Annotated in this window: 10 protein-coding genes; 2 read left to right on the forward strand and 8 right to left on the reverse strand. The window is 65.4% G+C overall.

What is annotated here, in order from left to right; translation table 11 throughout:
* Window positions 1–3: 3 nt before the first annotated feature.
* Both FA702_RS03600 and dnaE read right to left on the reverse strand, forming a co-directional pair.
* Window positions 4–1,608 (reverse strand): long-chain fatty acid--CoA ligase, encoded by a 1,605-nt coding sequence (locus FA702_RS03600; RefSeq protein WP_255504698.1) that lies wholly within the window; start codon window positions 1,606–1,608, stop codon window positions 4–6.
* Between the two features lie 21 nt (window positions 1,609–1,629).
* Window positions 1,630–5,220 carry a DNA polymerase III subunit alpha gene (gene dnaE, locus FA702_RS03605; RefSeq protein ID WP_136955061.1) on the reverse strand — a complete coding sequence of 1,197 codons (3,591 nt, stop codon included), beginning with the start codon at window positions 5,218–5,220 and terminating at the stop codon, window positions 1,630–1,632.
* Window positions 5,221–5,406: 186 nt separating this feature from the next.
* Between dnaE and FA702_RS03610 the strand changes: the two genes are divergently transcribed.
* Complete coding sequence (locus tag FA702_RS03610) at window positions 5,407–6,579, forward strand: Yip1 family protein (RefSeq protein WP_136955062.1); 1,173 nt, start codon at window positions 5,407–5,409, stop codon at window positions 6,577–6,579.
* A 141-nt stretch (window positions 6,580–6,720) separates the two neighbouring features.
* Here the strand turns inward: FA702_RS03610 and FA702_RS03615 are convergent, their stop codons facing one another.
* From FA702_RS03615 to FA702_RS03635, 5 genes are all read right to left on the reverse strand, one after another.
* Window positions 6,721–7,209: a glutathione peroxidase gene (locus FA702_RS03615; RefSeq protein ID WP_136955063.1), complete on the reverse strand. Its 489-nt coding sequence runs from the start codon at window positions 7,207–7,209 to the stop codon at window positions 6,721–6,723.
* A complete protein-coding gene (locus FA702_RS03620; RefSeq protein WP_255504699.1) occupies window positions 7,209–7,442 on the reverse strand; it encodes a hypothetical protein in 234 nt (77 codons plus the stop codon). Before FA702_RS03620 ends, FA702_RS03615 begins: the two co-directional genes overlap by 1 nt.
* Before the next feature lie 46 nt (window positions 7,443–7,488).
* On the reverse strand, window positions 7,489–7,755 hold the full coding sequence (locus FA702_RS03625) for a hypothetical protein (RefSeq protein WP_124809792.1): 267 nt from the start codon (window positions 7,753–7,755) through the stop codon (window positions 7,489–7,491).
* Between the two features lie 94 nt (window positions 7,756–7,849).
* The gene (locus FA702_RS03630; protein WP_136955064.1) at window positions 7,850–8,539 is read right to left on the reverse strand and encodes an ABC transporter ATP-binding protein; all 690 of its coding nucleotides are present in this window, start codon (window positions 8,537–8,539) and stop codon (window positions 7,850–7,852) included.
* A gap of 7 nt (window positions 8,540–8,546) precedes the next feature.
* Window positions 8,547–9,788: a lipoprotein-releasing ABC transporter permease subunit gene (locus tag FA702_RS03635; protein ID WP_136955065.1), complete on the reverse strand. Its 1,242-nt coding sequence runs from the start codon at window positions 9,786–9,788 to the stop codon at window positions 8,547–8,549.
* Window positions 9,789–9,989: 201 nt separating this feature from the next.
* On the opposite strand from FA702_RS03635, the gene FA702_RS03640 reads away from it, so the two are divergent.
* Window positions 9,990–11,750 (forward strand): HAMP domain-containing methyl-accepting chemotaxis protein, encoded by a 1,761-nt coding sequence (locus tag FA702_RS03640; RefSeq protein ID WP_136955066.1) that lies wholly within the window; start codon window positions 9,990–9,992, stop codon window positions 11,748–11,750.
* Between the two features lie 12 nt (window positions 11,751–11,762).
* Here the strand turns inward: FA702_RS03640 and FA702_RS03645 are convergent, their stop codons facing one another.
* A complete protein-coding gene (locus FA702_RS03645; RefSeq protein WP_136955067.1) occupies window positions 11,763–13,514 on the reverse strand; it encodes a sensor domain-containing diguanylate cyclase in 1,752 nt (583 codons plus the stop codon).
* Window positions 13,515–13,628 lie beyond the last annotated feature (114 nt).

Consider the following 13,628-nt stretch of genomic DNA (forward strand, 5'->3'; position numbering starts at 1 on the left):
GGCTCAGGCGGCCCACTGGAAATCGCGGAACTGGTCGCGCAGGTCCTTCTTGCTGATCTTGCCGGTGCCGGTGTGCGGGATCTCGTCGACGAACACGATGTCGTCGGGCACCCACCACTTGGCGACCTTGGTGGCCAGGAACGCGCGCAATTCATCGGACCCGACATCAGCGCCAGCCTTGCGCACCACGACCAGCAGCGGCCGTTCGTCCCACTTGGGGTGGAACACGCCGATCGCGGCAGCTTCGGCCACGGCGGGATGGCCGACGGCGGCGTTTTCCAGCTCGACCGAGCTGATCCATTCGCCGCCGGACTTGATGACGTCCTTGGTCCGGTCGGTCAGTTGCAGCGTGCCGTTGGGGTGGATCACCGCCACATCGCCGGTATCGAACCACTGGCCGGCGTCGACCGCTTCCTTTTCGCCCTTGAAGTAGCGCTTGACCACCCATGGCCCGCGTACCTGCAAGGCCCCGGCGGTCTTGCCGTCGCGCGGCAGGACGATATCCGAATCACCCAGATCGACGCAGCGCATCTCGACGCCGAACGGCACCCGGCCCTGCATCGCCTTGATGCCGACCTGCTCGGCAAAGTTCAGGTCGTCCCAGTCCCAGGTTTCGGTGCCGGTGGTGCCGATGGGCGAGGTTTCGGTCATGCCCCACGCGTGCGCCACGCGGATGCCTTCGCCCATGAAGCGCTCGATCATCGAGGACGGCATGGCCGAACCGCCGCAAACGACCTGCTTCAGGCTGGGCGGCATCCCCATGCCGGACCTGTCTATTTCCTGGAGAAAGGCCAGCCACACCGTCGGCACGCCGGCCGAAGCCGTCACCTTCTCGCGCCGGAACAGGTCGCACAGCACGGCCGCATCGTTCACCGCCGAATAGACGAACTTGGCCCCGGCCGCGGCGCCAGCCCACGGCAGGCCCCAGCTGGCCGCGTGGAACATCGGCACGATCGGCATCATCACCGTCCGCGCGTCCATGCCGAACACCGCCGGCTGCAGCGAGGAGATCGCGTGCAGCATGGTCGAGCGGTGCGTGTAGAGCACGCCCTTGGGATTGCCGGTGGTTCCGCTGGTGTAGCACAGCATGCACGGATCGTTCTCGTCGCCGTCCGCCCAGATGGCATGGCCGTTCTCGGCACCGATCCAGTCCTCGAAATGGATCGCGGGCTCATCGGAATCGAAGCAGACGTAGCGTTCGATCGTCGGCCAGCGCGGCTTCATCCGCTCCACGATCGGCGCGAACGCCTTGTCGAACAGCAGGACGCGGTCTTCGGCATGGGCCACGATATATTCCAGCTGGTCGTCGAACAGGCGCGGGTTGATCGTGTGCAGGATGCCGCCCGCACCCACCGCGCCATACCAGGTGACGAGGTGCCGGTGATGGTTCATCGCCAGCGTGGCGATGCGATCACCGGGCTGGATGCCGATCCGCTGCAGCGCCTGCGTCATTTTCAGCGCATCACGGCGAATGCCCGCCCAGGTGGTGCGGCTTTCCGTGCCATCGGCCCAGTGGCTGACGAGTTCGCGCGCACCATGTTCGCGCGCGGCATGGTCGAGCAGATGGGTAACGCGCAGCTTCCAATCCTGCATGGCTCCAAGCTGCATCGTTTTCCTCTCCCGGTTGTTCTATTCCACCAGCCGCAAGTGCCTTTCGGCACGCGCGGTCAGCGCCACATTGGCAAGCCCCTCGATGGGAATCAACCGTTCGATTAAATCGCTGTCGAGCCGGAAATCCCCGCCCAGCCGGATCAGGGGCTCCTTCGGGCTGCCCGTCCGCAGGCGTGCCAGCACTTCGCCTTTCGCGTCGCCGCCGCGTGGCAGCAGCATGGCCAGTTCCGAAATCGCCTCGGGCTTCGTTACATCGAGCTTCAGCTGCATCCGCGCCGCGCTGGTGACGGAGGACAGCGGGCGCGCGCCGCGCACCGTCACGCGGGGCGGCTCATCGGGGTTGGGCCGGTCCAGTTCGACATTCAGCAGCACGCAGGTTCCTTCGCGCGCCCACTGCACGAAGGAATCGACCAGTGCCTCCTCGAAGCACGAGGCGGAGAACAGCCCGCTGCTGTCGGAAAAATCGGCCATGACGAAGTCCTTGCCGCGCTTCGTCTTGCGCTTCTGGACGTTCTCCACCATCGCCGCCATCACCGCGCCGCTGCGCCCGCCCGCATCGCCGCCGCCCGACATCAGGCTGCCATAGGTGCGCGCGCCATTGGCGGAGGCAACCGCGCGGTATTCCTCCACCGGATGCGCGGCGAAATAGAACCCGAAGTTCTCGCGTTCGGCCGCCATCTGGTCGGCGCGGCTCCACGGCTTCGTCTCGGCCAGCCTGGTGGCGGGCACGGCGTGGTCATCGCCTCCGAACAGCCCGCCCTGCCCACTGGAGCGCGAGCGCGCAGCCTCGTCCGCCACGGCCATCAACAGTTCGGCGTTGGCGATCACTTGGGCGCGGTTCGGTTCCAGGCAATCGAGCGCGCCGCCGGCGGCCAGCGCTTCCAGCTGGCGCCGGTTCATCGATCCGGCGGGAATGCGGCGAAACAGGTCGTCCAGCGTTTCGAACCGGCCCTTGGCCTCGCGCTCGGCGACGATCGCTTCCATCGCCTTTTCGCCCACGTTGCGCAGCCCCGCCAGCGCATAGCGCACGGCATAGCCATCGTCGGTCCGCTCGACGGTGAATTCGGCAACGGAATGGTTGATATCCGGCCCGTGCAGCGCCACGCCGTTGCGCCGCATGTCGTCCACGAACACCGCCAGCTTTTCCGACTGGTGCATGTCGAAGCACATCGAGGCGGCGTAGAATTCGTGGGGATAGTGCGTCTTCAGCCAAGCCGTCTGATAGGCGAGCAGCGCATAGGCGGCGGCGTGCGACTTGTTGAAACCATAGCCCGCGAACTTGTCGATCAAGTCGAACAGCTCGTTGGCCTTGGCCGGCTCGATTGCCGAAACCTCCTTGCAGCCATCGACGAAGCGCTGGCGCTGGGCGTCCATTTCCGCCTGCACCTTCTTGCCCATGGCGCGGCGCAGCAGGTCGGCATCGCCCAGCGAATAGCCGGCCAGAATCTGCGCGGCCTGCATTACCTGTTCCTGATAGACGAAGATGCCATAGGTTTCGGACAGGATGCCGGCGAGCTTCTCGTGCGGGTATTCGATGCTCTCCAAGCCGTTCTTGCGCCGCCCGAACAGGGGGATGTTGTCCATCGGGCCGGGCCGATAAAGCGAGACGAGCGCGATGATGTCGCCGAAGTTGGTCGGCTTCACCGCCGCCAGCGTGCGCCGCATGCCTTCCGATTCCAGCTGGAACACGCCCACCGTATCGCCGGACTGGAGCAACCGGTACACGTCGGCATCGTCCCACGGCAGCGTGGACAGGTCGATCGCGATCCCGCGCTTGCCCAGCAGGTCCACCGCCTTGCGCAACACCGACAGCGTCTTGAGGCCCAGGAAGTCGAACTTCACCAGCCCCGAATCCTCGACATGCTTCATGTCGAACTGGGTCACCGGCATGTCCGAACGCGGATCGCGGTAGAGCGGGACGAGCTGCGCCAGCGGCCGGTCGCCGATCACCACGCCGGCGGCATGGGTGGAGCTGTTGCGCGGCAGACCTTCCAGCTGCATGGCAAGATCGATGAGCCGCTTGACCTCGGGATCGCGGTCGTATTCGCGCTTCAGTTCCGCCACGCCGTTCAGCGCGCGCGGCAGTGGCCAGGGGTCGGTCGGATGGTTGGGCACCATCTTGCACAGCCGGTCCACCTGGCCGTAGCTCATCTGCAGGATACGGCCGGTATCGCGCAGCACCGCGCGGGCCTTCAGCTTGCCGAAGGTAATGATCTGCGCGACGTGATCGTCGCCGTACTTCTGCTGGACGTAGCGGATCACTTCGCCGCGCCGCGTTTCGCAGAAGTCGATATCGAAGTCCGGCATCGACACGCGCTCGGGATTGAGGAAGCGTTCGAACAGCAGCCCCAGCCGGATCGGATCGAGATCGGTGATGGTCAGCGCCCAGGCCACGAGCGAGCCGGCGCCGGACCCGCGCCCCGGCCCCACCGGAATCGAATGCTCCTTGGCCCACTTGATGAAGTCGGCAACGATCAGGAAGTAACCGCCAAAGCCCATGCGGTTGATGATCCCGATCTCGAACTCCAGCCGCGCGCGGTAGTCGAGCACTTCCTGAAACACGCCCGCTTCGACGAGCAGCGGAAAGTCGCCGGCGGCCAGTTCCGCGTCCGGCCCGGCGCACAGCACTTGCGCCAGTTCGGCATGGCAGGCTTCGGGGTAGTACGGCTGCAACCGCGCGACCAGGCCGGTGCGCGAATCCTCGGCGCACATCCGCGCCTCGCCTTCCTTGTCGCCGGCCAGGCTGGGCAGGATCGGCTTGCGCTTGGGCGGCATGAACGCGGTGCGCTGCGCCACCACCAGCGTGTTCTCCAGCGCCTCGGGCACGTCGGAGAACAGCTGCTCCATGATCTCCGCCGGCTTGATCCACCATTCCTGCGAGGAACGTGGGCGATCGGCGCTGTCGACATGCGTCGAACTGGCGATGCACAGCATGGCATCGTGCGCGGCGTAGAACGTGCGCTCGGCGAAGCATGCCGGATTGGTGGCGATCAGCGGCAGATCGCGGGCATAGGCCAACTCGATCAGTGCTTCCTCGCCCGCTTCCTCCACCTTGTCCCCCCGCCGCACGAGTTCGAGGTAGAGCCGGTCGGGAAACAGTTCCTGCAGCCGATCGCAATAGGCATGGGCCGCCGGCATCTGCCCTTCGGCCAGCAGCCGCGTCAGCGCGCCTTCCCCGCCCGCCGTCAGGCACAGCAGGCCATCGGTGTGACCCACAAGGTCCGCCAGCACGACATGCGGCGCGAACTCCAGCGGGCGTTCCAGGTGCGCCCGGCTGACGAGATGGCAGAGGTTGTCGTATCCCGTCGCATCCTGCGCGTAGAGACCCAGCCAGTCGATCGTCGGCGCCTGCGCCCCGAAGCCCGGCGCAGCCCCTTCGCGTTCAGGGCGCGCCACGGCCAGCATCGTGCCGATCACCGGCTGCACGCCCACGTCCTTGCACGCCTTGGCGAAGGCGACGCTGCCGTAAAGCCCGTTGCGATCGGAAATGGCGATCGCCGGAAAGCCCCGCTCGGCCGCCGTCTTGGCGATCATCTTCGGGTCGATCGCGCCGTCGAGCATCGTATAGGACGAGAAAATGCGAAGCGGAACGAACGGGGCGTGAGGCATAGTTCCGAATATGCCCCCCGTTCGCCGCCTAACCAAGAGCGCCGCGCGCGCTTCCCACCGAAAAATCCGCCCTGCCACCTCCATCGTGACGCGCATCACTTGGTTTGCAACGCTGCCAGGACTATCCTGCGGCAAAGAAGGTCAAAAAGGTCGCGTGAGTTTCGCCCGATAGGAAAGGACGCGGAAATGACCGACACGCCCGAACTGCCTCAGGCAGACGACCGCAGCATCGTGGAGCGCGCCAAGGCGATCTTGCTTAAGCCCGCGAACGAATGGCCCCGGATCGCGGCCAGCGCCGAAACGCCGGGCGACATGATCACCCGCTATGCCATGCCACTGGCCGCCATAGGCCCGCTGGCGGCGTTCGTTCACGGGCAGGTATTCGGTTACGGCGCGCTGGGGTTAAGCTGGAAGCCGGGCCTCGTGGCCGGCCTCGGCAGCGCCGTGGCGACGTACGTGCTCGGCCTCGTCGGCGTGATCGTGCTGGCGCTGATCGCGGACTGGCTGGCGCCGAAGTTCTCCGGGGTCTCGAACCGCACCGCCGCGTTCAAGCTGGTGGTCTATGGCTCCACCGCCGCCTGGCTGGCGGGGATTGCCCAGCTTCTTCCCGGACTGGGGCTGCTCGGCCTGGCCGGGCTCTACAGCCTCTACCTCTACTACCTCGGCGCAACGCCGGTAATGAAAGTCCCGCAGGACAAAGCCGCCGGATATACGGCAGTCACGATCGCCTGCGCCGTGGTGCTCTATCTCGTGATCGGGGGCGTTTCCGGTGCGTTCCTCACCATGATGGGATCGGGCGCGGCGATCACGGCGCCGGATAGCGGCAAGGTGTCAGGCGCGCTTAGCATTCCGGGCGTGGGCAAGGTCGATCTCGACAAGGTTCAGCAGGCGGCCGACCAGATGGAGGCGCAATCGAAGGGCGAGGCGAAGGCCGTGGCGCCCGATGCGTTGAAAGACCTGCTTCCCGCCGCGATCGGTCCTTTCCAGCGCACGGGCGTGGAGAGCGGCGCGGTTGGCGGACTCGGCAGCAATGCCACCGGCACCTATGAAAACGGCGACAAGCGCTTCACCCTGCGCATCACCGACATGTCCGCCGTTGGTGCGCTGGCCGGGCTTGGCGCGGCAATGGGCGTCAGCCAAAGCAAGGAAGATGCCGACGGCTATGAACGGACGGGCGTGGTCAACGGGCAGATGCAATCCGAAAAATGGAACAAGACCGACCATCGCGGCTCGTTCGGCCATGCCATCGCTAACCGCTTCATGGTCGAGGCCGAAGGCGATGCGGACAGCATCGATCAGTTGAAAGCGGCCGTCGCGACGGTCGATGCCGGCAAGCTGGCGGGCCTGGGGGGTCAATGACCGCCTAAAGCAGGGCGACCGTGATCCTTATGGACTGCCCACCCCAGCCCCTCCCGCTTGCGGGAGGGGAGTGATATCTGCGCCGTCGCAGGCGGCGTTAGTAGCAGCGGGGTGAGCTTTGTCTGCAAGCGATACGATCGCCTACAGTAGCGCTTCGATGTCCTTTTCCAACGCTTCCGGCTTGTCGGTAGGGGCGTAGCGGCGCACCACCTTGCCCTCGCGGTTGATGAGGAACTTGGTGAAGTTCCACTTGATCCCCTTGGTGCCCAGCACGCCGGGCGCCTCCGCCTTCAGCCACTGGTATAGCGGCGTGGCATCGTCGCCGTTGACGTCGATCTTGGCCATCAACGGGAAACTGACCCCGAAATTGACCTTGCAGAAGCTTTCGATCTCTTCCGCCGTGCCGGGTTCCTGTCCGCCGAATTGGTTGCAGGGGAAGGCCAGTATCTCGAACCCTTGTTCCCGATACTTCCGCCACAATGCCTCCAGCCCGTCATACTGCGGGGTGAAGCCGCATTTCGATGCGGTGTTCACTACCAGCAAGACCGCGCCGAGCTTGTCGGCAAGGTTGATCTCTTCGCCGTTGGGCAACTTCGCCCTAAAGTCCGCGATGGTCCGGGGCGCGGTCATCACAAGCCTTCCCGTTCCGCCAGCGCCAGCATTTCGCCGACGTTAAGCGATCGCCCGCCCGGTACGTCGAGCACCAGCCGGGCGCGCTGTTCGGCGGTCATCGCCACAACGGAGCGCAGCAATTCAGCGATCGGACCTTTCTGGACCACGCTGAAATTGTATTGCATCTCAGACCCGCCATCGTCGCGTTCGTGCAGCGTGCCTTCCGCCTGCAGGTCGACCGATTCCATCATTTCTCCCTCCTGTTTGCGGAAGGAGTCGCACGACCACCGGAATGGATCAAGCGGGGAAGTCCGCCCGGCTGACCAGAGCCGCGATTTCCGCCGGATTATACTGCCGGTCACCGGCCTTTTCGATCACCAGCGCCGCCCGTTCATCGGCCGGCATGCGCGAAACCAGCCGGACCATGTCGGCAAAGCTGCCCGAATGCAGCGCGGCAAAACCGTGGAACAGGCCATCGGCCGCCTCACGACGCATGACCACGGCGTGGTCCGTCCAGAACCCCTGGCGATCTGATCCCGTTTCCGCGCGGATAGTCGTGTTCATTGAACAATCTCCTTCAGGCAAGGAGAACGCGCAAAGCGGACGGCGTATCCCGCCAGCGGCCATTACAAATTGGCCATGAACGCGGCGCAGCCGCCTATTCGAGCATGCCTTCGTGCAGCCGCAGCACGCGGTCCATACGGAAGGCCAGGCGTTCGTTGTGCGTGGCCACCAGCGCCGCGCTGCCCTGCCCGCGCACCAGCTTCAGGAACTCTTCCAGCACCCGGTCCGCCGTGGCTTCGTCCAGATTGCCGGTCGGCTCGTCCGCCAGCACCAGCGCGGGCCGGTTGGCCAGCGCCCGCGCCACCGCCACGCGTTGCTGCTCGCCCCCGGACAGCTGGCTCGGCCGATGCTCCATGCGGTGCCCCAGCCCCAGAGCGGTCAACAGTTCCGCCGCCCGCTCCCGCGCCTCGTCGGTAGTCCTACCGGCCACGAGTTGCGGCAGCACCACGTTCTCCACCGCGTTGAAATCGGGCAGCAGGTGGTGGAACTGATAGACGAACCCCAGCGAATCCCGCCGCAGCGTGGTGCGGGCATCGCCGGACAGTTTCGAGGCATCGACGCCGGCGATCTCGATCACGCCTTCGAAGCCGCCTTCCAGCAGCCCGATCGCCTGCAGCATGGTCGACTTGCCCGAACCGGACGGGCCGAGCAGCGCCACGATCTCTCCGGGGCGGATGTCGAGATGGATGCCGCGCAGCACCTCGATCGTTTCGCCGCCTTGCGAAAAACTGCGCCGCAGGTTGCGCAGGCTGGCGACAGGCTGATTGGAGGCGGGCTTGTTCATCGACACATCATTCATAGCGCAGCACCTGCACGGGATCGGTACTGGCCGCCTTCATCGCCGGGTAAAGCGTCGCCAGGAAACTGAGGACGAGCGCCATCACGCAGATCACCACAATCTCGACCGGATCGCTGCGGCTGGGCAGTTCGGTCAGGAAGCGGATCGACGGGTCCCACAGATTCTGCCCCGTGATCCATTCGACGGCATGGACTACCGATTGCCGGAAATAGAGGAACACGAAGCCCAGCCCCAGCCCGACCACGGTGCCGAGCGCCCCGATCACGAAGCCGATGGTCATGAATATCTTGAGCAGGCTGCGCCGCGTCGCCCCCATCGTGCGCAGGATCGCGATGTCACGCGTCTTGGCGCGCACCAGCATGATCAGCGACGAAAGGATGTTGAATACCGCCACCAGCACGATGATCGAAAGCACCACGAACATCGTCACGCGCTCCACCGCCAGCGCCTTGAACAGGCTGCCGTTGATGGTCATCCAGTCCGTTACCACCGCGCGCCCCGCCAGTTGCTGCTTGAGCGGCGCGAGCGTCTGGTTGACGGTATCGGCGTTGGTGGTGGTCACTTCGATCATGCCGATCGTGTCGCCCGTCAGCAGCAGCGTCTGCGCATCGGGGATCGGCATCACGACATAGGCCTGATCGTAATCATAAACGCCGATCTCGAAGATCGCCGAAACGGTGTAGGCAATCTGGCGGGGCACGGTGCCGAACGGCGTGGAACGGCCCGCCGGATTGACCACCGTGATCGTATCGCCAACCCGCGCGCCGAGATTTTCCGCCAGCCGCGATCCGATCGCCACGTTGGACGAACCGGGCGTGAGCGCGGCGAACGAGCCGGCCACGCGCTTTTCCTCCAGCCGCTTGATGTCCTCGGCGGTGTTGCCGCGCACCAGGATCGCCTCGACCCGGCCGTTGAACGTCGCCAGCAAGGGCTGTTCGATTAGCGGCGAGGCGCGGGTGACGCCCGGCGTCGCGCGCACCTGTTTCAGGATGTCCTGCCAATCGTCCAGCCGCCCGCCATAGGCCTGGATGATCGCGTGACCGTTCAGCCCCACGATCTTGTCGAGCAGTTCCGCGCGGAAACCGTTCATCACGCTCATGACGATCACCAGCGCCGCGACGCCCAGCATCACGGCGGCAAGACTGATCCCGGCGACCAGGGCGATGAACGCCTCCCCCCGCCCCGGCAGCATGTAGCGCTTGGCGATGGTCCATTCGAAGGTGTTGAGGATCAAGCCGGAACTTTCCTGGATCGAGCGATGTGGCCACGGGATTTAGGCGCGGCGGCCGTCTTGGGCAATGGTGCGTTTTCCGCGCCAAAGCCCCACCGGTTGATAAAGGCGCACGCGGGATTCTACGCGGTGCCCGCGTAACCCCACCTTAGGCCAAACAGGCGCAGGAAAGCTTGGACCATTCAGCTTTTCGGGAACAGACCGGTGACCATCAGAAAAACAGTCTTTGCGGCCGGCCTCGCCATGCTTTTCATTCTGGTGGCGAGCGTCGTGATCAGCGCGCTCAGGATCAACGACATCCGCATCGGTGGACCGCTGCACACCAAATCGCGCGAGGCCGCCGATCTGGTGGCGGACATCCTGCCTCCGCCCGAATACGTCATCGAACCCTATCTGGAAGCAGCGATGCTGATGCGCGACCCTTCCCGCGCCGAAGCGACCAGCCGGCGCATCGCCGCGCTCAAGGCCGCGTATGACGATCGCCACCAGCACTGGCTCGGGTCCGATATCGATCCCGTGGTGAAGCGGGCGATCACCGTAGAGACGCATGATCCGGCTGAGCGGTTCTGGCAGGAACTGCAGGGCCGGTTCCTGCCCGCCGCGCGGCAGGGCGATGGGGCGGCGATGCAACAGTCGTTCGAGCGCCTTTCCACCCTCTACGCCACGCACCGTGCCGCCGTTGACAGGACGGTGACGCTGGCGAACAACTATGGCCAGCGCCTGAACGAAAAGGCGGCCTCCAGCCTCTCCGAATCCATGCGGCTGCTGGGCGTGCTGGCGCTGCTGCTGCTGGTGCTGGTCGTGGGTTTCTGCACGATGGTCATCTTCCGCATCGTCCGGCCGATCGGCAGCATGACCACGCTGATGCAGCGCATGGGCCGGGGCGAAATGGACATCGAGAACCCGCACGAGCGGCGCAAGGACGAACTCGGCGAAACGGCGCGCGCGCTTCAAAGCATCGTGCATTACGTGGAGGAAAAGGCACGCGCGGATTCGGAGCGCGAAATGGCCGTGCAGCGCCGCGTCGTCAGCAGCCTTGGGGCGGCGCTCGCCCGGTTGAAGGACGGCGGGCTGAATCACCGTATCGCCGAGGAATTTCCGGAAGCCTACGTCCAGTTGCGCGACGACTACAACCTGGCCGCAGCCGCCATGTCCGAAGCGATCAGCACCGTCATGGCCTCGATCGGGCGCGTCTCGAACAGCGCCTCGGAAATCAACGCGGCCATCACCGAGCTTGCCCAGCGCACCGAGATCCAGGCCAACAGCCTGCAGGAAACCGCAACCGCGCTGCGCGACCTGAACGATACCGTGCAGCATACCGCCGGCGCGGCGCAGGAGGCCGCCTCCACCGTCACGTCGGCGCAGGCCGAAGCGCAGGGCAACACCATCATCGTTTCCGAAACGGTCGGCGCGATGGACCGGATCGCCAGCAGCACGCGGCAGATCGTGCCGATCACCGAAGTCATCGATCGTCTCGCCCACCAGACGCACCTGCTTTCGCTGAACGCCAGCGTGGAAGCCGCGCGCGCGGGCGAAGCGGGCAAGGGCTTCGCCGTGGTCAGCGACGAAGTGCGCAATCTCGCCACCAATTCCGCCGACGCCGCGCAGCAGGTCAAATCGCTGATCGAACAGTGCGCCGATCAGGTGGGCGAAGGCGTGACGCTGGTCGGCCGGTCCGGCGAAGCGTTCGACACAGTCATGGCGAAGGTGCTTGCGATCAGCGACATCATCGGCCGGATCGCCACCTCCGCGCAGGAGCAGGCCGAACGCTTGGCGCAGATCAACGGCGCGATCGGCGGCATGGACCGGGTGACGCAGCAGAATGCCGCGATGGGCGAAGAGTGCAACGCCGCCGCGCGGATGCTGGCCAACGAGGCGGACCAGCTACGCCAGTTGGTCGGACGCTTCGATGTTAGCTCCACCGACGTGCCCGGCGGCCCGCCCGCGCCACGCCTTGCCGCCTGACGAGCGGTGGGGTCAGGCCGCGACCGCAGTGCGATCGCGGCCCGCGCTCTTGGCTCGATAGAGCGCGGCGTCGGCGCGCGAGAGCGTGTCCGAAAGATCGCCGTCAAGCACCGCGATCCCAGCGCTCACCGTAACCCGCACGATGACCGATCCCACCGGCACCGCCGAACGCGAAATTTCCTTGCACAGGCGGACGCAGATCTTTTCGGCATGGTCGATGCGGGTTTCGGGCAGGATCACCGCGAATTCCTCGCCGCCGATCCGCGCGATGTGGTCCGTCTGGCGCAGCGCGCGCCGCGCCGCCTGCGCAACCGAGGCCAGCACCATGTCGCCCGCGCCGTGGCCGAACCGATCGTTGACCGCTTTGAAATGATCGATGTCGAATACGACGATGCAGCCGATGACGCCGCTGGCCACGGTCCGCTCGGCCAGATCGAAGAACGCGCGGCGGTTCGACAGTCCGGTCAGCGGATCGGTCAGCGCGGCGATCGAAAGATCCGCTTCAAGCCGCTTGCGCTGCGAAATGTCGCGCGTCGCGCAGATCAGCGCGCCGTCTTCGGGCACCGCGCGAAAATGCGTTTCGAACCAGCGCGGCTCGCCAAGCTTGGTTAGGGCCAGATGTTCCACGCTGATCGGCGTGCCCGGCGCGTTGCGCGCACGCAATCCCGCCTCGTGAACCTGTTGCAGATGATCCGGATGGATCAGCTCCGAGACATTCGTGCCGACGAGGCCTGCGGGATCATAGCCGCTGACGTAGAGGATCGAGGGCGAGACATAGCGGATGCGGCCATCGGCATCGAGATGCATGATGATGTCGCTGACGTGATCGGACAACAGGCGATACCGCGCCTCGCTTTCCGCCAGTTCGCGCATCTGCCGGCGCCGGCGTTCCTGCTCGAACTGGACCGGCAGCGCGAACAGCACCGTCACCGCGATGTAGATTTCGAAGAACTGCATCCGATCGCCGAGATCGAGATGCATCATCGCCACCGGCCCTTCGCCGCGCATCGTCAGCATGCCGCCGATCAGCGCCAGCACGCAGGGCAGGAACGTCGTGACGACGCACGGCGCCCATACCGCGGCTGCAACCACCATCAGCACAGGGAACAGCATCAGCGGCCGGTTGGGCTGATTGAACACCACCGTCGTCAGCACGGTCATCGCCACCACCGCCAGAACGGCCACGAGCCGCCGGTTGTCCGGCAGAAGGGGCTGGCCGTGATGAACGGCGTAGGAAAAGCTGATCGTGAACGGCAGGAACGTGAGCAGACCAACCGCGTGGCCGATCATCCAGTGCACGAAATTGCTGCCCGGATCGATGTCCAGCATCATGCCGGTCACCGCCAGCGCCGCCAGGCCGCTGACCATCGGCACGGCCAGCCCGATGCCGAGATAATACCCCGCCAGCCATTCGAGGGTATCGCCAGGCCAATAGGCGTCGAAGATGCGCTTGAGCATTATCGCGGCCATCAGGGCTTCACCCATGTTAACCAGCGCGAGCTGGGCGGCAACCCGCCACCCGAACCCGAAGAAGCCCGTCGCCAGGAAGCTGGCCAACGCGCAAAGCGCGATCGTCAACGGCCAGACGCGACGCCCCGCCGTGAGCAGATACCCCGAGAGCAGCGCGCTCGATACCCAGATCATCGCGACCCCGCCGCTGAAGCGGCTGAAATACACGGTCGTTGCCGCCGTGGCGAAATACAGCAGGGCCATGCCGACAGGCCCGGCGATGGAGCGAGCAGCAGGGAAGCGGGAGGGGATCATGCGTTCCCTTGTCTCTCGCAATGGTTAAATTCCGTCTAAGAAGAGGTCCTTATCCGCCTTCGGGACGGCGCGAAACCTACGTTGCAGCGGGATCGCGGCGCGAATGTCATGCCC

Source organism: Novosphingobium sp. EMRT-2 (assembly GCF_005145025.1).
In the GTDB taxonomy this organism is placed as follows: Bacteria; Pseudomonadota; Alphaproteobacteria; order Sphingomonadales; family Sphingomonadaceae; genus Novosphingobium.

What these genes read in the sequence shown, in the direction of transcription:
- FA702_RS03645 (WP_136955067.1), bottom strand. Translation starts at nt 13,514, where the DNA reads ATGATCCCCTCCCGCTTCCCTGCTGCTCGCTCCATCGCCGGGCCTGTC.
- FA702_RS03600 (WP_255504698.1), bottom strand. Translation starts at nt 1,608, where the DNA reads ATGCAGCTTGGAGCCATGCAGGATTGGAAGCTGCGCGTTACCCATCTG.
- dnaE (WP_136955061.1), bottom strand. Translation starts at nt 5,220, where the DNA reads ATGCCTCACGCCCCGTTCGTTCCGCTTCGCATTTTCTCGTCCTATACG.
- FA702_RS03625 (WP_124809792.1), bottom strand. Translation starts at nt 7,755, where the DNA reads ATGAACACGACTATCCGCGCGGAAACGGGATCAGATCGCCAGGGGTTC.
- FA702_RS03630 (WP_136955064.1), bottom strand. Translation starts at nt 8,539, where the DNA reads ATGAACAAGCCCGCCTCCAATCAGCCTGTCGCCAGCCTGCGCAACCTG.
- FA702_RS03610 (WP_136955062.1), top strand. Translation starts at nt 5,407, where the DNA reads ATGACCGACACGCCCGAACTGCCTCAGGCAGACGACCGCAGCATCGTG.
- FA702_RS03620 (WP_255504699.1), bottom strand. Translation starts at nt 7,442, where the DNA reads ATGATGGAATCGGTCGACCTGCAGGCGGAAGGCACGCTGCACGAACGC.
- FA702_RS03615 (WP_136955063.1), bottom strand. Translation starts at nt 7,209, where the DNA reads ATGACCGCGCCCCGGACCATCGCGGACTTTAGGGCGAAGTTGCCCAAC.